The sequence below is a fragment of the Moorena bouillonii PNG genome (assembly GCF_001942495.1).
GTDB lineage: Bacteria > Cyanobacteriota > Cyanobacteriia > Cyanobacteriales > Coleofasciculaceae > Moorena > Moorena bouillonii.
In genome coordinates this window covers 6437937-6459075 of sequence record NZ_MKZS01000001.1, presented here as the reverse complement: position 1 = coordinate 6459075, position 21139 = coordinate 6437937, and the positions used below count along the sequence as shown (strand labels likewise).

The 21139-nt window shown below is 56.4% G+C and carries 17 protein-coding genes; 11 read left to right on the top strand and 6 right to left on the bottom strand.

The genetic code is table 11. The features are described from left to right. Positions 1-288: 288 nt before the first annotated feature. On the bottom strand, positions 289-1731 hold the full coding sequence (locus tag BJP37_RS26285; protein WP_075903267.1) for a sensor histidine kinase: 1443 nt from the start codon (positions 1729-1731) through the stop codon (positions 289-291). A 114-nt stretch (positions 1732-1845) separates the two neighbouring features. Between BJP37_RS26285 and BJP37_RS40115 the strand changes: the two genes are divergently transcribed. Together BJP37_RS40115 and BJP37_RS26280 are read left to right on the top strand one after the other, a co-directional pair. Continuing rightward, a complete protein-coding gene (locus BJP37_RS40115; RefSeq protein WP_158069789.1) occupies positions 1846-2022 on the top strand; it encodes a hypothetical protein in 177 nt (58 codons plus the stop codon). A gap of 579 nt (positions 2023-2601) precedes the next feature. After that, positions 2602-4707, top strand: a complete 2106-nt coding sequence (locus BJP37_RS26280) for a M48 family metallopeptidase (protein ID WP_075903265.1) — start codon at positions 2602-2604, stop codon at positions 4705-4707. A gap of 281 nt (positions 4708-4988) precedes the next feature. On the opposite strand, the gene BJP37_RS26275 is transcribed toward BJP37_RS26280, so the two are convergent. After that, positions 4989-6383: a sugar porter family MFS transporter gene (locus BJP37_RS26275; protein WP_075903263.1), complete on the bottom strand. Its 1395-nt coding sequence runs from the start codon at positions 6381-6383 to the stop codon at positions 4989-4991. Between the two features lie 116 nt (positions 6384-6499). After that, entirely contained in the window at positions 6500-6622 is a 123-nt protein-coding gene (locus BJP37_RS43965) for a hypothetical protein (protein ID WP_269087072.1), read from the bottom strand. Positions 6623-6931: 309 nt separating this feature from the next. On the opposite strand from BJP37_RS43965, the gene BJP37_RS26270 reads away from it, so the two are divergent. Together BJP37_RS26270 and BJP37_RS26265 are read left to right on the top strand one after the other, a co-directional pair. Continuing rightward, positions 6932-7252 (top strand): NfeD family protein, encoded by a 321-nt coding sequence (locus BJP37_RS26270; RefSeq protein ID WP_075903262.1) that lies wholly within the window; start codon positions 6932-6934, stop codon positions 7250-7252. Positions 7253-7521: 269 nt separating this feature from the next. Further along, a complete protein-coding gene (locus BJP37_RS26265) occupies positions 7522-7974 on the top strand; it encodes a helix-turn-helix domain-containing protein (RefSeq protein ID WP_075903260.1) in 453 nt (150 codons plus the stop codon). A gap of 108 nt (positions 7975-8082) precedes the next feature. Here BJP37_RS26265 and BJP37_RS26260 read toward each other — a convergent pair whose 3' ends face one another. Beyond that, positions 8083-9204, bottom strand: a complete 1122-nt coding sequence (locus tag BJP37_RS26260) for a pyridoxal phosphate-dependent aminotransferase (RefSeq protein ID WP_075903258.1) — start codon at positions 9202-9204, stop codon at positions 8083-8085. Here BJP37_RS26260 and BJP37_RS37480 point away from each other — a divergent pair. Beyond that, positions 9185-9397 (top strand): hypothetical protein, encoded by a 213-nt coding sequence (locus tag BJP37_RS37480; RefSeq protein ID WP_143727806.1) that lies wholly within the window; start codon positions 9185-9187, stop codon positions 9395-9397. The genes BJP37_RS26260 and BJP37_RS37480 overlap by 20 nt on opposite strands. Positions 9398-9601: 204 nt before the next feature. On the opposite strand, the gene BJP37_RS26255 is transcribed toward BJP37_RS37480, so the two are convergent. Further along, positions 9602-11188, bottom strand: a complete 1587-nt coding sequence (locus BJP37_RS26255; protein WP_075903256.1) for a sigma-54-dependent Fis family transcriptional regulator — start codon at positions 11186-11188, stop codon at positions 9602-9604. Between BJP37_RS26255 and BJP37_RS26250 the strand changes: the two genes are divergently transcribed. After that, positions 11160-13469 carry a serine/threonine-protein kinase gene (locus tag BJP37_RS26250; protein ID WP_075903254.1) on the top strand — a complete coding sequence of 770 codons (2310 nt, stop codon included), beginning with the start codon at positions 11160-11162 and terminating at the stop codon, positions 13467-13469. The two genes, BJP37_RS26255 and BJP37_RS26250, sit on opposite strands and share 29 nt — an antisense overlap. 230 nt (positions 13470-13699) lie before the next feature. Beyond that, positions 13700-14704, top strand: a complete 1005-nt coding sequence (locus tag BJP37_RS26245; protein ID WP_075903252.1) for a hypothetical protein — start codon at positions 13700-13702, stop codon at positions 14702-14704. Between the two features lie 36 nt (positions 14705-14740). On the opposite strand, the gene BJP37_RS26240 is transcribed toward BJP37_RS26245, so the two are convergent. Then, on the bottom strand, positions 14741-16213 hold the full coding sequence (locus BJP37_RS26240) for a cytochrome P450 (RefSeq protein ID WP_075903250.1): 1473 nt from the start codon (positions 16211-16213) through the stop codon (positions 14741-14743). Positions 16214-16417: 204 nt separating this feature from the next. On the opposite strand from BJP37_RS26240, the gene BJP37_RS26235 reads away from it, so the two are divergent. The 4 genes from BJP37_RS26235 (at position 16418) to BJP37_RS26220 (ending at position 21103) form a co-directional block, all read left to right on the top strand. Further along, positions 16418-18271 (top strand): M1 family metallopeptidase, encoded by a 1854-nt coding sequence (locus BJP37_RS26235; RefSeq protein ID WP_081431339.1) that lies wholly within the window; start codon positions 16418-16420, stop codon positions 18269-18271. A gap of 158 nt (positions 18272-18429) precedes the next feature. Next, entirely contained in the window at positions 18430-18780 is a 351-nt protein-coding gene (locus BJP37_RS37475) for a PilZ domain-containing protein (protein WP_143727805.1), read from the top strand. Between the two features lie 72 nt (positions 18781-18852). Continuing rightward, a complete protein-coding gene (locus BJP37_RS26225) occupies positions 18853-19437 on the top strand; it encodes a PH domain-containing protein (RefSeq protein ID WP_158069787.1) in 585 nt (194 codons plus the stop codon). Further along, on the top strand, positions 19427-21103 hold the full coding sequence (locus BJP37_RS26220) for a PH domain-containing protein (RefSeq protein WP_075903242.1): 1677 nt from the start codon (positions 19427-19429) through the stop codon (positions 21101-21103). Before BJP37_RS26225 ends, BJP37_RS26220 begins: the two co-directional genes overlap by 11 nt. Positions 21104-21139: the final 36 nt, after the last annotated feature.

The window sequence follows — 21139 nt, the reverse complement described above, 5'->3', positions numbered from 1 at the left end:
CAAATACTGTGCATCTGACCATTAGTACTCGAATACTGTCGATTTGCCCACCCTACTTAAGCTTGCGTAGAATCCCTCGAATCGGGGTAGGGTGGGCAAATTCATGTCATCATGGGCAAGGCAATAGGCAAGAGGCATGGGTGCAAAAGTTGATACAATATCCTAACTTTAATGCTTAATCCTATATCATCTGGTACAGCTAAAAATCACAACAATAGCAACATCTTCAGCAAAACTCTACCGATAATAAAATAGCTATACTAAATTCCTGATGCCCGGCAGTATCTCCTAGCACTGTAAGGGTAAACAAACCGTAAATATACTGCCTTGGTTTAACTGCGATCGCACTTTGACACTCCCCCCCATCCCCTCGACCAAAGTCCTGACAATGGATAGACCCAAACCCGCGCCACCGGTAGAACGAGTTCTAGTTTCATCGACCCGATAGAAGCGGTCGAAAATACGGGCTTGTTGTTTTAAAGGAATACCAATACCACGATCACAGACCTCAATTCTGCCACGGCCATCCACCTGAGTTAACTTAACAGTGACTGGTTTATCGACACTAGAGTATTTGACGGCATTATCAATCAAATTCAGTAAGACTTGTTTGAGGCGATTGATATCAGCTTTTACCCAAATCCCAGGTTTATTACTCTCAACTTTAATTACTCGCTTACTATATTGTCTTGCCATCTCAGCCACCTCTTGGACCAAGTCATCTAGGACAAAGGTTTCTAGATTGAAGTGTATATGACCACTATCGGCACGTGCCAAATCCAGTAAATCCTGCAACATTTGCACGGTGCGGTCAGCTTCTGAAGAAGCAATTTCTAGGGCTTCGCGCTGAGGTGGAGTCAAATTAGCACCGCGACGTAAGGTACTTTGGACATAGCCAGAGACTAAGGTTAAAGGAGTGCGCAATTCATGGGATACATTGCTAACAAATTGCCGTTGATTTTCTAAGGCATCATTCAGACGCACGAGCATTTCTTCAAAGGTTTGTGCCAATTCTCTAACTTCAGTCGGAGCATTATCGAGCTGTATTTGCACATCCCCCAAATCATCAGCAGAAATACTCTCAGTTAGCTGACTCATCATCTGTAGTGGTTGGAGCGATCGCTTAATATAGAATGCGATCGCAATACACATTCCTCCAATAGCAAATGCTGTAGCAATCCCCAGACTCCGGATCAGCTGCAAAAACATCTTTTGATCACTAGTAATGTCTTGGGCAATGTAAAACTTACCAAGATTGGATTGCTTAACTTCCAAAGTAGTGCCGCAAACCACCCAGTAGCTGCCATTTACTTCCAAGACTTCCGGCATGGGCGGTATCTGTGGCAAATACTTTGGAGAAGTCAGAGTTTCAATCACCTCTAGCGCTTCAGATTGAGCAACAATACCATCTTTGGGATGCTTTACCCAGAGTAGGGTGTTACTATTGCTGAGTTTATCAATTGCTTTTTGGATTCCAGTTTCCATGGTAACCATATCGCTATAGATTTCCACATCCTGGGGGAAGCGCTCTGCAATATAACTAATACTCTGTTTGTGAGTGGAAACCAGAATATCCTGCATTTTCCAGCTGGTCCAAATTGCCAAACTCCCCATACCTAAGGCTGAAACAGCGGCAATTCCTAAGGTTAGTCTTACCCGTAGGGAACGTAAATCAAGATAATGGTAGTAGTTATTCAAGAATTTTTCCAGCAAACGGCTGGGGAACTTCATCAGTCTTTGTAGGATTATTTATATTAATATTACTGATTATCAGTTTGACAGAACAACCTGAGAAATTACTGATAGACTAGTTAAAATCAGATAACTAATATCTTGTTTGAGAGCATGGGGATTGTCAAGCTAAACCAAAGGGAACAGGGAACAGCGGATCTGGGAACAGGGAGTAGCGATGCAGCGCGGTCTTGGGGGTTTCCCCCACTCGCGCTTTGCATCAAGACGGGAGTAGGGAAAAGGGAAAAGGGAACAAAAATTATCGCAATTATTTTAGGATTATTGGTATAGGTAAATTGGTAATTGGTAACTATAATTACTATCGAGCGATAACTACTGGACTATAAACACTACCAATAACTCTACCGATAACACTACTAAAGTAATTTAACACGATCTGATTGAGGAGACCAGTCTTAGGTTATTAACAGTAAATGTATTTAAATGTATTCTTGTAGCCGAGTAAAAAGCCACCGTGTTGAACTGGATTTATATAACTCCCTATCGGAATTTATTTCATTTGATGAACATAGCCCAATTCTGAGTATCGGTAATCAGTAAAATAACGTATATTTATACTATCTAGCAATGAGAATTTATTTGTGAACAATAACAAGTGGTGAGAGGCTTACCTATCACCCGCTCATGACCTGACGCCATGACCTGATCTAAGCTTGGGTATATTAGACCTCTAGTTCCCTAAAATCTAGCCAGTAGGGTGCGTTAGGGGGGGCATCATTTTCTGCCTCATGCCCTTGGTTATGTTGCTGCCCGTAACGCACCACGGTGTCAAACAGCTTTTAGGAGATGCACCCGTCTAGTTTCTAGTTCTATCCATATGCCGTTCTAGTCAATACCGACAATTTAATTATGAAACGTTTTGGAAATTTACTGCTAATTTTGTCAGGAATCCTAATGGCGGGTGAACCTTCAACTGCCTTAGCTGAGTCTCCCAAAACCGGGGAATGGGAACCAACCCAACACAGTAGTGAACCTCTAACTGTCTCACATTTAGGGGCTACTGAGGTTTCTGACATGTCAGATAATACAGATGTTTCTAGGTCAAGGGATATATCTGAGACTGAATCACCGACTACCGATGCCCCTACCGAAACTTCCGATACTGGTATACCTATACCTAGAAATCCTATAGATATAGAAGTGCCATTACCGGATAATTCCACTGAAGACACTAAGCAGCAACATACCTTAGTAGATAGGGAGCTTCCAGAAACAGACACTTCTACGACAACAGTACCTACAATAGACTCAGAAACTGCGGATACAGATACCAAAGATACAGATACCAAAGATACAGATACCAAAGATACAGATACCAAAGATACAGATACCAAAGATACAGATACCAAAGATACAGATACCAAAGATACAGATACCAAAGATACAGATACCAAAGATACAGATACCAAAGATACAGAGGTAGAGAAAGAAGAAACCACAACGGCTGTTGACGCTGAAGAAAACGACCTGGAAGCAGAAGCTGAAGAACTCAGCCCAGAAGAACTGGCCAAACAGCAAAAACTTATTGAAGCGGATAGACTTTATCTAAGTGGAGATATAATTGGTGCTGAACAACTATATCGTGAAGTAAAGAATCCTTTTGATAATCCAGAACCAGTTCAAGAGCTACCATTAGCAATTTACGACACCGCTCAACTCTCTCCCGCTGGTGGAGTGTACTGGCGTAACTATGAGTCAGGGTTAGAAAAGAATTTAGAAAGTAAAATTCTGATTCCCCTCAAGTTTTTAGTAGAGCGGCAACCAGAATTTATTCCCGGTCATATACGCTACGCTCAAGCTCTAAAAGATTATGAGCGACTTGATGAAGCCTTAGTAGTTTTAACGCAAGCTAAAAATCTATATCCCAATGAGCCGGAATTAATCAAGGTAACTATGGCAATGCTAGCAGACTCAGAAAATTGGTTTGAAGCATCTCTGGTAGCTCGTGAATTTGCCCTGTTTAATACTGATAATCCTCAATCGGAAGAGTTTCTTCAGCTCGCTGATCAGCATCTAGACCGCCACATTTCCCATCTCCGGAATGAAATGACCGGTAATACAATAATGAATGTGATTACTGGAACATTAGGTTATGTTTTTACTGGTAATCTCTTTGGTCCCCTGTCGGCAATAGAGTCAACTGTATTAATGCTTCAGGGAGAATCAGGCATTGGGAAAAGAATTGCTAAGCAAGCACAAAAGCAATTACCGATGCTAGAAGACGAAGAAGTGCTGGAGTATGTGCGGGAAATGGGAAATGAACTTACCAAGGTAACAGGTCGCGATGAGTTTAACTACGAGTTTTATGTAGTTATGGATGACCAACTCAATGCTTTTGCTCTACCAGGAGGTAAAATATTTATCAACGCTGGGGCTATCCTAAAAACCAAGTCCGAAGCAGAATTAGCTGGTTTACTGGCTCATGAACTATCCCATGCTGTGTTATCCCACGGTTTCCAGTTAGTCACTCAAGGTAACTTGACTGCTAACATTGCCCAATTTATCCCCTATGGTGGCACTGCTGCTAATTTAATTGTACTTAACTATAGCCGGAATATGGAACGTCAGGCTGATGATTTAGGAACTAAAATTCTTGCGGCTAGTGGTTATGCAGCAGATGGATTGCGCAATTTGATGATTACCCTGCATGATCAAGGTGGACCAAAACCATTATTTCCTTGGCTTTCAACCCACCCAGAAACTAAAGAACGGATTAATAATTTGGAAGCTACAATCGACAATAATGGTTATAACCGTTATACCTATGAAGGTGTAGAAAAGCACCTAGAGATTCAGAAGCGAGTTGCTCAACTCCTGAAAGAATATGAGGAAAAACAGAAGGAAGAAGAGGAGGGCAAACAGGACGGAAAACAAGAAGATGAGCAGGAGCAAACACAAGATAAAGAACAGGAGCTAAAACAAGAAGATGACCAGGAGCAACAACAGGAGGAGTAATATTGATAGTATTCAGCTATCAGCGGTCAGCTATCAGCGGTCAGCTTTGTGGCACAGGCTTCCAGCCTGTGACTTCACTGAGATTAAACCAATGCTTACCTGTTTTATTGTAAGCATTCAGTGGTCAGCCGTGAACATTGGCCTTTGAGCCACGCTACGCGAATGGCTCACGCTACTTCAGGTGCCGTCAGAATAAAAGAAACCTAAGCAGCTTAATTAGCGTGCTCATAGCTCATAAGCTGATAACTGATAGCTGATAGCTGATAGCTGAATACTTAAGATCACATTGCTTCAAGTTCCTTACCTTTGGTTTCCCGAACTGCCAAAACAACTAAGAAAAAGGAGATAGCAGCAGCAACGGTATAAAGACCATAAGCAGTACCTAAACCAAATCTAGTCAGGAGAATGGGGAAGGTCATGGTAATGAAAAAATTGGCCAGCCATTGAGTAGAAGCACCAACAGACAGTGCAGAGCCTCGAATCTGGTTGTTGAACATTTCCCCTAGCATTACCCAGACTACTGGTCCCCAGGAAAAGCCAAAGCAGAACACATAGAGGTTAGCAGCTAAGAGGGCGACAATCCCTTGAGAGTGAGTCAGAATCAATTCACCAGCGCTATCAAAGTGGGCAAAAGTGAAAATAAATGCCATTATCCCCAAAGTCAAGGTCATCCCAATAGACCCGATCAGCAGAAGGGGTTTGCGTCCAAATTTGTCGATGTATGCGATCGCTAAAAGGGTAGTAAGAAGATTAATAGCGCCAGTAATCACATTAATTAGCAGGGAATCCCCTTCTGAAAACCCTACCTCTTGCCATAACACATTACCATAGTAGAATACTACATTAATGCCCACAAACTGTTGGAAGATAGATAGCCCCATGCCTAGCCAGACAATGGGAAGCAGCATACCATTTTTACCAATCAGATCAGACAGTTTAGGCTTGCGCTCCTTGAGAACTGTTTGCTGAATTTCCAAGACCTTGGCTTGGACATCACCACTCTCAATCTTGGCGAAAACAGCAGCAGCTTTTGTCAAGCGGCCAATAGAGACCAAAAAGCGGGGAGATTCCGGAATAAACCAAGCCCCCACCCAATAAACAGTTGCTGGAATAAGCTCCATCCAGAACATCCAGCGCCAAGCCGGTATAGAAAACCAAAGTGGTGCTTCTGCTGAACCGGTAGCCATACCAATCAAGTAGTTGCTGACAAAAGCAATAAAAATACCAATAACAATGGCCAATTGCTGCAGAGAACCTAACCTTCCCCGCAGGTGAGCTGGAGAAACCTCTGCGATGTAAGCTGGACTAATTACACTAGCGGCACCCACAGCAATGCCACCCACCAGTCGATAGACTACAAAATCCCAGATACCGATTGCTATACCAGAGCCAATGGCACTGATCGTAAATAAAGCAGCAGTCATTAGCATCACCTTTTTGCGGCCATACCAATCTGCCATCTGTCCAGCGTAAAACGCCCCAACTGCAGAACCTAGCAGCATCGAAGATACTGAGAATCCTGTCCCGACGCTAGTGGAGTTAAAGGCTTTTTGCAGTGCTGTAATGGTGCCATTAATCACTGCACTATCGAAACCGAATAAAAAACCACCAATGGCAGCCACTGCGGAAATCAGGACTACAAAAGATATATGGTATTCTTGTTTGTCATTTATCATTAATAGCAGTTCTCAATAGGGTCAGGTACTTTAGTCTTGGGTTAATGGGAGTAGGGAGTAGGGAGCGGTGCGACCCGTGGCGAATTTAATAATTAGATGCGGAAAGGGCACAGGACTCAACTCCCAGGGAGTTGGGCTGCATCGCTTTTGAATTTTCTATATTCATACCAAGTTGCGGTCAAAGGTACAACTTTCTCTTCCGCCCATCTCCCCATCTCCCCATCTCCCCATCTCCCCATCTCCCTATCCAACCAATTTAATCTCTTTGAATGCAACTCGCTATCATCCATACCTGGAAGCTTTTGCCCTAATTCTTTAGGTGGAGAAGTTGCCAGTTAAGCAACTGTCTATGGAAAGAAGGACCTATCACCTTAGGCATAGCACGGTTCAATAGTAGACAGAGTTAGGATTAAAGCCGAATCTTGCTCAGACCCTAACTACCACGGAATTGTGTACAGGTTTAAATAGTGGCATGGGATACCTCACCAGGCTTTAAAGAAGGAAAGTAGAGTTTAAAGGTAAGGTAAAGCTGAGGGAGCTTGCAGCAAATGGAATCAACTAAAAACCCCACCATGGAAGAGATGAACCTATTCTCAGAGCCTGGCACTGGCAAGGTAGAAAAGACAATTACCCCTCATAAGCCAGGACGAGTCAAGTATAAAGCAACTTACTGGCCAGCAGAAGTATGCTCCGATTTTCAAGTCACCCTTGAACCTGAAGACCCAGTTACAGTTGTTGGTCGGCGGGGCATTACTCTGATTGTGGTACCAGTGGGTTATATTTTTCCCGACGATTCCCAAGAGTCGAGCCATAACCTAGCCACAGGGATTGTCTCACGCTTGTTGAGCTGGACTCAACGATTAGCTTGAGTGTTTACAGTATTCTGACATTAATCCAAACTAATTAACTTCAGAAGCCCAATACTGACCCGCTTAGTGGTATTGGGCTTATGGGTTTACTTGAAGTTTGGCACTAATATCCATTCTGAGCGACTTAGGCTATAACTCTACCGTTAAAGTTAGTTATTAATAATCACCATTACTTAACCATTACTTATAGCTGAGTTTACTAGACGTTTGACACTAAGGGCGCTTTGAAATTATAATAGTGTTATAGGTATAGTTTTTCAAATCCAGAAATGAACAAGTGCGTTTGTACTACTGAAGCAGCATCTCTTTTAGGTATTTCTCCTCGCCGATTGCGCCAACTCCTAGAGAAGGGTCGCGTCCGAGGTGCCTATAAAAGTGGAAAATTCTGGATTATTCCCCTGTTCAACAATCTGCCCCAAATCATTAAAGGCACTAGAGGACCAAAAGGAAAATGGCGTACCAGTCGTACTCCGGCTCTAGCCAAGATTAATGTCAACCGCAATCATATTGGCTCGAATATCAACAAAAGTCCTCAAGAGCGCAAGCCAGTGATTTCAGTAAAACGAAGTGGCAACAATGTATACGGCAACCAGGTAGAAATCCTCGGTCCGTGTAGGATTGTATATCAGCCAGACACTCCACTGGCTTGTGGCGCTCGTCTGTGGATTGAAACCTTCAGTGATGTTCACTTCATCGGTGGTAGTTTTCCTGCTCGTGGTTGAAACCTAAGTTGCTAGATGCACAGCAGAACAGAGATATCAAAGTTTGTCGAGAATGGCAACAACTGATCACAAAATTGTGATCACAAAACTATGAAAAGCCTCGGGATTTTATCCGTGGCCATTGATTTGATGCAAAAACTTTTCCAACCGATCCATTCCCTTCTCAATGGAAGCCATATCCGTAGCATAGGACAGACGGATACAATCATCAGCACCAAAGGCAATACCAGGAATTGCAGCAACTTGCTCGGAACTGAGTAAGCGATCGCAAAATTCTAAAGAGGTTAAACCCGTTTGACTAATGTTAGGGAATAAGTAGAAAGCAGCATCTGGCTTGAGACAAGTCAGTCCAGGCATGGCCGTGAGGCGCTCTAACATCACCTGTCGCCGTTGGGCAAAAGCTTGGCGCATCTGTTCTACACAGTCAAGGGAACCTTCCAAAGCTGCGATCGCACCATACTGAGCAAAGGTACAAACATTAGAGGTGCTATGACTTTGAATCGTGGTCATTGCTTTAATTAGCTCTACTGGACCGGCTATATAACCGATACGCCAGCCGGTCATGGCAAAAGCTTTAGCAAACCCATTACTAATGATAGTGCGCTTGAATATTTCTGAGCCTACTGCCCCAATACTAAGGTGTTGAGCCCCATCGTAGCGAATTTTCTCGTAAATTTCGTCAGAAACCACCAGAATATCTTGCTCTACCACCACCTCCGCCAAGGCTTTTAGTTCTGCGGGAGTATAAACCATACCGGTGGGATTAGACGGAGAGTTGAGAATAAATAATTTAGTTTGGGGTGTGATGGATGAACGGAGCTGAGCCGGTGTAATTTTGTACCCTTGAGTGGCATCTGTAGGAACAATCACAGGTTTGCCCCCAGCCAGCTTTACCATTTCTGGATAGGAAAGCCAGTAGGGAGCAGGAATAATCACCTCATCTCCCACTTCAATCAGAGCCAGCATCAAGTTGAATAGGGATTGCTTACCGCCGTTGGTGACAATAACGTTCTGTGTATCGTAATCCAGGTTATTCTCATGGCGCAGTTTATTTGCGATCGCAGCTCTTAGCTTCGGTTCCCCAGCGGCTGGACCATACTTAGTCTTTCCTTCATCCAGGGCTTGCTTACTGGCTGCTTTAATATGAGCGGGAGTGTCAAAATCCGGTTCTCCGGCGCTAAAACTACAAACATCAATCCCATCTGCCTTCATGGCTTTGGCCGACGCCATGAGCTGCGGCTTCGGCACCAGCGGGTCGATGACCTTCGATCCCGGCACCGGCGACCGCTTCTTCCTGCTGGCCGGCCGTGACGGCTACAGCGAGGGTTCGCTGGGGGCCGGTGCGAGTGGTGAGCGTCCGGCTCCGGCAGCAGGCCCTGGTGTCTGCTATCTGCCCCAGGTGCTCGGCGGGACCTGTCCTTAGTGATCGGGCGGGTCGGGCCGGGGCGGTCGCCTACGGGCTCCGACGAACTCGCTCTTTCGGCGGTTTGGGTTTGCGGGGTGTTTGCGCCTCGGCGGTGCCGGGTCTCAGTGTGAGTTTGGGGCTTGTTCGAAGTCGCCCTACGGCCACCGCCCCGGCCCGACCCTTGCGCTTCTAAGGGCAGGGAGCCTCGCGGGTGGGAGGCAGCTAGGTCAGGCCGTGGGTCTTTAGTTTTTGGTAGAGGGTGGTTTCGCTGATCTTCAGGCGGTCGGCGAGGGCCTTGCGGGAGAGGTCGGGGTATTGGGCGAGGGCGCGTTGTAGCCACTGGCGTTCGGTCCGGCGCATGAGTTCGGGGAGGCCCTTGTCCAGATGGTCGCTCTCGCTCGACTCTGGTGTGGTGGGAGCGTCTTCCTTTACATCGAGCACGTTGCGCAGGGTGGGCCAGTCCAGCGGGCCGGTGTGGTCTTCGATGCTGAGTCGGGCGGCAATCTGTTCGATCTCGCGAACGTTGCCGGGCCAGAGATGATCCAGGGAGGCCAGTGTCTCCGCCACGTCCTGGTTCCAGTCGATCCAGCGGCCGCCGTCGATCCGGTCGAGGGCGTCGCGGAGCAAGAGCGGGATGTCCTCCGGGCGCTCCCGTAGGGCGGGGGAACGCAGCGGCAGAAAGTTCAGCCGCTCGAACAGGTCGCGGCGGAAACGGCCCTGCTCGATCTCCTGTTCAAGATCCCGATGGGTCGCCGCGACGATGCGCACGTCGGCGGTGCGCTCCCGGGTCTCGCCGACCCGCTCGTAGGTCTTCTCCTGTAGCAGGCGTAGTAGTTTCGGCTGGACGTAGGCCGGCAGTTCGCCGATCTCGTCGAGAAATAGCGTGCCTCCCTCGGCTGCGGCGAGCTTGCCCTGGCGATCCTGATCGGCTCCGGTGAACGCGCCGCGGACATGGCCGAAGAGTTCTGATTCGATCAGCCCCTTCTCGAGAGACGGACAGAAAACGGTGACGAAGGGCCCGTTTGCGGTTGCTCCCTGGTGGTGCAGGACCCGGGCGATGATGCCCTTGCCGGTGCCGGTCTCTCCGGTGATCAACACCGGGAAGCGGCTGCGGGCAGCCTTCTGCACCTGTTCTTCCAGCTTGCGCACCACGGGAGCGCGACCGACGAACCGGGTAAATGTCCAGACGTTTCCGGCGTCACACCGTTCCTGTTCCAGAGAGGAGCGCAAGGCGTCACGCTCTTCGAGCACGGCGCTGCCGGCGCGAAGCGCTCCGTAGGCCGGCCCGGCGGCCTCCAGCATCGCCTCGACGAGGCTCTTGTGCTCTCCGGTGAAATGCCCCGGGGTGGTGCTCTCCAGGTGCACGATGCCGCCGACCTGATCGCCCGTCTCGAGCGGTACGCAGAGAATCGAGATCAGCCGCAGGGCGCGTACCGATTCGACGTCGGCGTAGCGCTCGGTCTCCGCGGCGTTGTCCAGCAGGACCGCCCGTTTGTGGCGGATCACGTCCCGGAAGATGCTGCGGGAGAAATCGCCGGTGGGGCCGGTCATCGACTCCGGCTTCATCCGGTGCCAGACGCGGAAATCCAGCGCTTCATCCGGGGCGACCTCGACGAACACCCCCCGGTTGGCGCCGGTCTGTTCCACGGCGGCGTCGAGGATCAGGCGCAGCATCTCGGCAGGGTCGGAGCCGCCGGCGAGCACCGCACGCAACGCGGGGATCAGTTGAGGGAGCCATCCGGGTTTTGACAAGGTCGCACCACCGACGATAATCCGCCCGATGCTGGAGCAGATCGGACCGTACCGCATTCTACAGAGTCTCGGACGAGGCGCCTACGGCGAGGTGTACCTCGCCGAACAGGCCGAGCCTACCCGTCCGGTGGCGCTCAAGGTGCTGCGCTCCGAGGCGGCCGACGCCGACGCCCGGGCGCGGTTGGTTCACGAGGCGCGGACGCTGGCGCGGTTGGAGCACGACGGAATCGCCCGGGTCTACGAGGCGGGACGGTTCGATCCTGCCGGCGGCCGGGTCCTCGATGTGGACGAGCCGGGAGGCGAGCCGTTCATCGCGATGCAGTACGTCGAAGGGACGAGCATCGTCGATCATACCGGGGAGCGTGGACTCTCCATCAGGGAGCGGCTCCAGCTCGTGGCTCGTGTCGCTGAAGCGGTGCAGCATGCCCATCAGCGAGGGGTTCTTCACCGGGACCTCAAGCCGGCCAACATCCTGGTCGACGGCAACGGCCGACCTGTCGTCGTTGACTTCGGAATTGCTCGCTGGGTTGATCCGGAACTCCAGGTGACCCGCCGCACCGAGGTCGGAGAGCTGCTGGGCACCCTGCCCTACATGAGCCCTGAGCAGGTGCGTGCCGATCCCGAAGCGCTGGATACCCGTTCCGACGTCTACTCCCTGGGTGTTGTGCTCTACGAGCTGCTCGCAGGCGAACTGCCCCACTCCTTCGAGCGCACCAGCATCCCGGAGATGCTGCGCCGCATCGCCGAGGAGGTGCCGCAGCCGCTCTCTCGCAAGGTCGCAAGCCTCGACGACGACATCGAGCGGATCGTGGCCAAGGCCCTGGCCAAGGACAAGGGAGAGCGCTACGAAGGCATGAACGAGTTCGCCGGGGACCTGCGCCGGTTTCTCGCCGGGGAGCCGATTCAGGCTCGTCCGCCTTCCGTGCGCTACCTGTTGGTTCGCTACGCGGCGACCCATCGCCCGTTGGTCGCGGCGGTCGCCGCCGGGTTGGTGGCGCTCCTGATAGGCCTGGCCGGTACGACCTACTGGGCGGTTCGCGCACAGCGGGCCCAGGCCCGGGCGGAGCAGCAGGCAGCAGCCCGCAGCGAGGTTGCCGAGTTCCTGGTGGAGCTCTTCGCCGCCGCACGACCGGAGAACGCCCAGGGAGAGTCGGTCAGTGCCCGCACCCTGCTGGACCGTGGGCAGGAGCGCATCGAGCAGGAACTCGCCGGACAGCCCGAGGTGCGGGCCAGCCTGCAGGACGCCATGGGGCGCGCCTACTGGAAGCTCGGCCTGCCCGGCGAAGCGCTGCCGCTGGTCGAAGAGGCGTTCGCTCAACGTCTTGAACGATTCGGTCACGACCATCCGGACACACTCGAGGCGCGGAGCTCTGTCGGTGTGATGCTGTGGGAGAGCGGCGATTACGAGGGCGCCGAGCCGGTATTGACCGAAGTGCTGGCGGCCCGTCGTCGGGTTCTCGGATCCCGGCACCCCGACACTCTGAGTTCACTCAATAACCTGGGCCTGATGCACATGGCCCGCGGACGCCACGATGATGCGCGAGATGTTTTCGATGAGAGCCTGCGCTTGCGCCGGGAGGTCTTCGACGCCGACGCACCCGAGGTGCTGCTGGCCATGGACAATCTGGCCAATGCTCAACTGGCTCGCAGTGAGTTGAAACCCGCGGAGTCGCTCTATGTCGATGTGCTCGCCGCCCGGCGGCGGGTGCTCGGCGAGGATCACCCGGACACGCTGCGTTCGATGAACAACCTGGCCGCGCTTCAGTACCGCAAGCAAGAATTCGCCGCCGCAGCCGAGACCTATGCTGCCTGTCTCGAGTCTCAGAGCAGGGTGGTCGGTGAAGATCACCCGGACACGATCCGCACAGCGGGCAATCTGGCCGAGATCTACCGGCAACTCGGCAAGGCGGAACAGGCAGAGCCGCTGTTCGCGCGGGTGCTGGACTTTCAACGCCGGGAGCTGGGCGTTCGCCACCAGGACACCCTGGTCACGATGAACAACCTTGCCGAACTCTACCGGGGTATGGAGCGCTGGCATCCGGCCGAGGCACTGTTCGTCGAAACCATCGCGATCAAGACCGAGCTGTACGGCGCCGATCATCCGGATACCGCGTTCACTACTCATAACCTGGCCTGCTTGCGGCGGGACACCGGAGCCCTCGAGGAAGCCCGGCGGTTGTTCCAGCGGGCTCAGGATTCTCTGGAGGGGGCCTTCGGCGCCGACCATCCCTACGTCGCGATCAACCTCGAGGAGTACGCCCTCCTGATGCGGAGGCTCGGAGATTCGGCGACCGCCGAAGTCTACGAAAAGCGGGTCGCGGCGATCCGCGCAAACTGAGGGGCGGCGCGATCTCCGCTCGACTCCGGGTTTCCGCAGTCCGGCCGCCGGCGAACTCCGGAAAGCCGCAGCCCGCGAACGGGGACCGCCGGAGAACGCGCCGAAACAGGCGGTTTCGGGCGCCACGCCGGTTGGCATTCATCTTGTTCTAGCTCTTCTCCGACCATCGGTTCGGCAACGTGGGGATGGCCTCGCCGCAACCGGCCGATTCGCATCGAGGAGAGAGCGCGATGAAACGATGGATGCATCTGACGTTGACCCTGTCGCTGTTGATCGGGACGGGAGGCGTTGCCGAAGCCGGACTGCTCAAGAAGCTGGGCAAGCTGGGGAAGAAAGGGGGCTGCAGCGTCGACTGGAGCGGCGACGATCGTTCGATCGCCAAGGCCGGCAAGAAATGCGGCTTCTTCATCAACAACCAGGGCATCGGCCGCAAGGAGCCGATGCCGACCCGGGTCGCCATCGGCAACTTCCAGTTGAGGTTCGACAAGACCTCCAACGAGGCGGTGACCAGCGTGCGCCACATGGCTGACTCGGGATATCGCAAGGATTGCGGCGATGACGATCGCCGGGCGGACGGGAGCTTCCCCGAGGAGTGCTGGATCTGGGAGCACCGCTGGTGGAAGGAGACCGAGACCTCCCAGGCAACCTTCACCCTGGGGAACGACGACATCTACCAGTTCATCGTCGACGCGGTCTATGACCGCTACGTCTCGATGCTTACCGAGCGGGGCTACGAGGTGGTCCCGGTAGACACAGTCAAGAACACCGAGCTATACGGCATGCTCAAGGGGGATCCCAAGGCGAACGCGAAGAAGGGCAAGATCCGCGTCTCGGCCTATGGCCTCAAGAACCTCAAGGTGCAGGGCGCGATGGCCACCAACAAGCTGCCGGGCCTGAACAAGGAGTTGGGCACCGACGCGGTGATCGACTTCTTCGCCACCGTCGGACTCGATCTGGACAAGAGCGGCCGGGTCTCGGTTTGCCTCGGCTCATCCAAGGTGGGCCTGGGCAACGGACTCGACATGCAGTTCTTCGCCGGAGTCAAGGAGACCCGTTCACCGACCAAGGCGATCTATCTGCCGAAGGCGTCGGCGCAAGTCGGGGTGAAGAGCATGGGGTGCTTCCCGATCGAAGGCGCCCAGTCGGCGGCGCGCTACATCGAGGGCGGGGCGGATTTGATCGTCAACGCGGCGGCACTCGGCACCGTGATGCTCGAACAGGCCGCTGCTCGGTAGAAGCGGGGGGCGGGTCGTGAGGAGGGGCGTTGGTTTCTAGAGGATGTGGCCTCTTACTTGTAGGTCGACCAGGACGCCGTCTGCGGGTTTGGTCGAGACGCCGGCTTTGGGTTGGAGTCGGTGGTTCGGGGCGGTGAAGCGGAAGATCTTGACGAAGGCGCCGACGACGAGCCCGACCTCGAGCAGGCCGAGGAACTTGCCGGGGCAGACTCTCGGGCCGTAGCCGAATCCGAAGTGAAGGATGTCTTTGGGTGAATAGCCGCGGGCGGCGAGCTCGACCCAGCGCTCGGGCGCGAAGGCTTCGGCCGGGGCTCCGGATACCTCTTCGCCCCAGAAGTCCTCGCAGCGGTTGGCGTGCCACACATCCAGGACGACGTGGGTGCCCCGGGGAATCCGCAGCCGGCGTCCATCCTTGGTTTCGACCCAGGTGTCGACGGAAGCGCGCCTGGGAAGGAAGTACAGCGACGGCGTGAGTCGCAGGGTCTCCTCCAGCACCCGGCCCAGGGTGGCTGCCTGGGCCAGGTTGTCGGGATCGTAGACGTTGATGCCGCGCACCTCTTCGAAGATCCGGTCCTGGATCTCCGGCGCCCGGGCGAGATGGGACAGCGCCCAGCTCGCGAATGAGGTGGTCGCTTCGAGCGCCCCGGCCAGGAACACGCGGATGTTGCTGCGGAGTTTCTCGTCCGACGCGTCGGACTTGAACTGGGCCCACAGGCCGAGCCCATCGCTGCGGCCGGCGAGGGCGATGTCGGTCAACTCCTCGAAATCGGCCCGGGCCTGTCGAAGCTTCGCCGCCCGGCCGCTGAGCACGTGGAACGGCCGGCGCAGGCGGTGGGCGATGGTGTCCCGCACCATGTGATCGATCAGCAGAAGCATCGACGGGACGTAGCGATCGCGCAGTTCCTCGTAGCGTGTGTTCCCTCCGAAGAAATTGTTGATCAGCATCTCGAGCATGACGACGCTGATCTCGGGCTCGAGGGCGATTCGCGAGACCACCTCGCCGGTTTCGGCCTGGCGCTCGCGGAGCAGGTCCAATCGATCGGAGACCGTCTTGCGGAAGGTCTGTTCGAACTCGTGGAATTTCTCGGGCTGAAACAGGCTCGAGTGGCTGAAGGAAGGCGCGGCGAGTTTCTTCTGCTGCCGCCACAGCGGGCCGTTGGCGTACAGCAGAGAGTCCTCTCCGGTGGCCCGTGCGATCCCGGCGGAGGGGGAGGTGTCCCGGTCGAACTGGCCGTCCTTGTCGCCGGTGTCGGAAAGCACCGACCGGATCACCGCGGGCTCGCGGGTCACCAGCACCAGCGGGAAACCGGGTACGTCCAGGTAGCGGTTGTGGCGCGCGGAGCCGGCCAACGCGTCGGTGCGCCAGAAGAAGGTGTCGAGGATCCGGATCGGCTCGCGGTAGTTCAGGAAGTGCGGGAACGGAAGAGACGGCCGCCCGAAGCGGAACAGCGGTACCCGGCTGGGCCGAATGTCCCCCTCGAACGTGCGGTTGCCGGAGGCTCTGTTCATCCACTGTCTCCCTGCTGCCGAGGGAACGATCGCGAAGCTTCGAATCAGCCTAACCCTGGTCCCGAGACGGTGCAATTGAGGCAATCCGTCGCGGGTTCCGGGCATTCCCGCCCGCGGGCCCGGGCGCAGAGAGGAATCAGGTTGCCGTAGTCGGCGGTTGGTGCTTGAATCCGAGGGTTCGGGGATCAATCACGGAGATCGAGCATGCGTTACGCGTCCTGGATTCTGGTTCTGGTGTTGACGGCAATGGCGGTGGGCTGCGGCGGGTCGATCACGATCGAGCCGGGGCCGGATCCGCACTCATATGCCCGTCCCGATGAAGTCGTGGTCGACCACATGGATCTCGACCTCACCGTCGACTTCGACGCCAAGACGATCTCCGGACGAGCTTCCCTGCACATCAAGAATCAGTCGGGTGCGGACAAGCTCTGGCTCGATACCGATGAGTTGACCATCGAGAAGGTGACCCTCGGTTCCGCCGAAGCCGAAACCACCTGGACCCTCGGCGAAGATCGGGAGTACCTGGGCGCCGCGCTGGTGGTCGACATCGAATCGGATACCGAGGTGGTTCACGTCGACTACGTGAGCGACCCCGGGGCAACCGCGCTTGCCTGGGTCGCGCCGCAGCAGACCGCAGGGGGCAAGCACCCGTTCTTGCTGACTCAGTCCCAGACGGTGTTCGCCCGTACCTGGATTCCCTGCCAGGATTCACCGGCAGTGCGCACCAGCTACAACGCCACGGTGCGGGTGCCGGTCGAGTTGATGGCGCTGATGAGCGCCGAGAACCCGATGATCAAGGCCGACGACGGGGTCTATCGCTTCAGCATGCCGCAGCGCATTCCGGCCTACCTGCTGGCGCTGGCGGTCGGCGACGTGGAGTTCCGTTCTCTCGGACCGCGTAGCGGCGTCTATGCCGAGCCGCCGCTGGCCGACGCCGCCGAGTACGAGTTCGGTGACGTGGAGCAGATGATGGTCGAGGCGGAATCGCTCTACGGCCCCTACCGTTGGGACCGCTACGACATGATCGTGCTGCCGCCGAGCTTCCCCTTCGGAGGAATGGAGAACCCGCGGCTGACCTTCCTGACGCCGACGGTGATCGCCGGCGATCGTTCCAACAACTCGCTGATCGCTCACGAACTGGCCCATTCCTGGTCGGGCAACCTGGTGACCAACGCGACCTGGGCGGACTTCTGGCTCAACGAAGGATTCACCACCTACTTCGAGGCGCGGATCGTCGAACGGGTCTACGGCAAGGACTTCGCCGAGGCCCGGGTCAAGCTGGATGTCTACGACCTGCTCGAAGATCTCGAGAGCATGGGAGAGGACAACCCGGATACCCGGCTGCGTCCCGAGCTCGCCGGCCGGGACCCCGAGGCGATTCCCAGCGGGCCGCCCTACACCAAGGGCTACCTGTTCCTGCGCACCCTGGAAGAGGCCGCCGGCCGGGACGCCTTCGACCCGTTCCTCGCCGGCTACTTCGACAAGTTCGCCTTCCAGTCGATGACCACCGAGAAGTTCCTCGACTACATGAACACCGAGCTGATCGCCAAGGATCCGTCGATCGCGGAGAAGGTCGATGTCGACGCCTGGGTCTACGGGCCGGGGCTGCCCTCGATGCCCGAGATCAACACCGCCGCCCTGGATGCGGTGCAGGCGGCCCTCGACGGCTGGCTCGCCGGGGAGATTGCCACCTCTGCTCTGCCGATTCCCGACTGGCCGGCGCTCCAGACCCTGAAGTTCATTCGCGACCTGCCGGCGGATATCCCGGCCGAGCGGTTGGCCGAACTGGACGCGGCTTTCGGCTTCACCGACGCGGGCAACCCGCACATCCGCTTCCGCTGGTACGAGCGGGCGATCAAGTCGAACTATCAGCCGGCCTACCCCAAGATCGAGGCCTTCCTGCTGGAGGTCGGCCGGGCCTGGTACCTGCGCACCCTGTACGGCGCCCTGGTGAAGACCGACGAGGGCAAGGCGTTCGCCGACAAGATCTACGACCAGGCCCGTGAGCGGTATCACCCGCTCTCCCAGGACGCGATCGACAAGCTGTTGGAGCGCTGAATCAGGGCTCGGAACCGGCCCGGATTCGCGAAAAACGACTGGAATAACGGAAAAAGTGGCCAGTTTCGCGGCCCTTTCCGGGTTGTCGGCTTGTGCCTGCGTGCCTCCCTGTTACCCGGGCCCCATATTGCGTCCAGGGACACGACGGAGAGTACGAGATGCAGCCAGCACCCAAGGAACGCCGCCAGCACCCCCGCTTCGAGTTCGATGCGTCCGAGGCCTGGATCGAGTTCGGCTATCCGCGTCCCTGTGATCACCAGTGCCGGATGCGTGTCCGCGACGTCAGCGTCGGCGGAATCTCCTTCGAGCTGGAACACGAGCTGCCCGGCCTGGGTATCGGCACCAACCTGGACAACGTGGTGCTGCGCATCGGCAACCTGGCGATCAAGGGAGATGTGGTCGTGATGCGCCTCACCACCCAGAGCGACACCACGGTCTGCGGCGGCATCTTCTACCCCCAGAGCGACAACGACTCGGTCAAGCTCGACCAGATGATGACCAGCCACTGATTGCTGTTCCCGACCCCTTCGGGACCCCCCCCGGCTTGAAGCTCCGAGGCCCGGCGGCGTAGACTGCCAGCCTTGAACGAACACACGCCAACTCCGCCTGAAGAGACCGCTCCCGCCTTGGATCCCGCAGCGGCGGCAGCCGGCGCGACTCTGCCCGGCGTCCTCGACGGTGAGGACCACAAGCTCGATCCCCGCGCGATTCCCGCCTGGCGCATCGGTACGGCGATCACCGCCGGCGTGTTCTCCCTGATCAGCTTCATCGTGGTGATCTCGTTGATTTTCGGCGGCGCCACGCCCGGGCTGTGGAGCCTGCTGCCCCCGGGGATCTGGCTCGGCTTCGTCTTGCTGCTCGGCGTGTGGGCCTTCGCCTGGCCCAGGCTGCGCTACCGCCACACCTTCTTCCGGGTCGACGACGACCGCATCGAGATCCGCCGGGGCGTGGTCTGGCGCTCGGTGATGCAGGTGCCGCGTTCCCGGGTGCAGCACACCGACGTCAATCGCGGGCCGATCGAACGCAGCTACGGCATCGCGACCCTGGTGATCTACACCGCCGGCACCGAGCACGCGTCGATCTCCCTATCGGGGTTGACCGAGAAGGACGCCTACGCGATTCGCGATCACCTGATCGCCGAGGGAGGCGGCGGCGATGCCGTCTGAGTCCCTACCCGAAGGATCGGGACGGCGGCTGCACATCCTCTCGCCGCTGCTGGCGGCGCTCTCGGCGGTCTGGCGCCTGCTGGTTCCCGCCATCCTCGTGTTGTTCCTTTCGCGGGGGAACAACTACGAGGCGTTGTTCGGCATCTTCGTCGTGCCGGTCATCGCCATGTCGTTGGTTCGCTTCTTCACCTTCCGCTACTGGATGGGGGAGCATGAGCTGGTGATTCGCGAGGGGGTGCTGACCCGCAATGAACGCCACGTGCCCTACACCCGTATCCAGAACATCGACACCTCGCAGAACCCGATCCATCGCCTGTTCCGGGTCGCCGAGGTGCGGATCGAGACCGCCGGCGGGCAGGAGCCGGAAGCAAACATGAAGGTGCTCTCTCTCGATGCGGTCGAGGAACTGCGGGGGCAGGTGTTCCGCCAGAAGCGGCTGGCGGTGCTGGAGGGCGCCCCGGATGCCGCGGGTGTAGACGCTTCAGCGGGTCTCGAGACCGCCACGATCCCGGGCTTCGATGCAGCGGCATCGATGCCGGGCATGGGCCCGGCCGGGTCGCCGGCCGACGCCCCGGGAGCCTCGCTGGAAGGGGAGAGCCGCCACGACGTGCTGGCCCTCGGGCTCAAGGACCTGGCGGTCTACGGTTTCATCTCCAACCGGGGCATGGCACTGGTCGCCGCCGCCTTCGGCCTGTGGTGGCAGGCGAGTTACATGGGGCTCGTGCCCGGGCCCTGGTCCTACGCTCAGGACTCCTGGAGCGACGTGGCGCGCTGGTCCCAGGATCTCAGCCGCGATCTCCTCACACGGGTGATGCCCGACCATCTGGCGTCGCCGGCCGTGATGATCAGCTCCTGGATCGGGCTGATCGTCGCGGCCCTGACCTTGCTGCGGATCTTCTCGGTCGCCTGGGCGGTGATCAAGTTCTACGGCTTCACCCTGACCCGGGCGGGGGACGACCTGCGGACCTCCTACGGCCTGTTCACCCGCATCTCGGCGACGGTGCCGCGCAACCGGGTGCAGTTGATCCAGATTCGCCGTTCGCTGCTGCACCGGTGGTTCGGCCGGGCGGAGGTGCGGGTCGAAACCGCCGGGGCCGGCGGGTCCGAGGAGGATGGCGAGGGCCCCGATGTCAACCGCCAGCTCATCGCGCCGCTGGTGCGCATGGACCAGCTTCCGGCGGTCCTGCGGGAGATCCAGCCGGAGATCGAGCTCGAAGGCTTGGACTGGCAAGCGCTGGCCCCCAAGGGACTACGCCGGGTGATGCGCCGCCGCTTCTTCGTGTCGCTGCTGCCGCTGGCTCCGGCGATCTACGGTCTGGGTTGGCCGGCGGTTCCGCTGTGGGCCGCCCTGGTCGTGCTGCTGCTGGGGACCGCGCCGCCGGCGTACCGGCGCATGAACTGGGCGGTGGGAGAGCAGTTCGTGGCCTATCGCAGCGGTTGGTGGAGTCGCCGGGTGCTGGCGGCCCGCTTCTCCAAGGTCCAGGTGGTCGAGCTGACCCAGAGCCCGATCGACCGCCGCTACCGGATGGCCGCCCTGCGGGTCGACACCGCCGGAGGCTCCCAGACCGGCCGGAAAATCCGGATTCCCTACCTGCTCTCGGAGAGCGCCCGCAGCCTGTTCGAGCGGCTCTCCCTGGCCACCGCCCGCACCGAGTTCCGCTGGTAGCCGGGCCACGGCGCCCGGCGCCGGAAGTGGCTATAA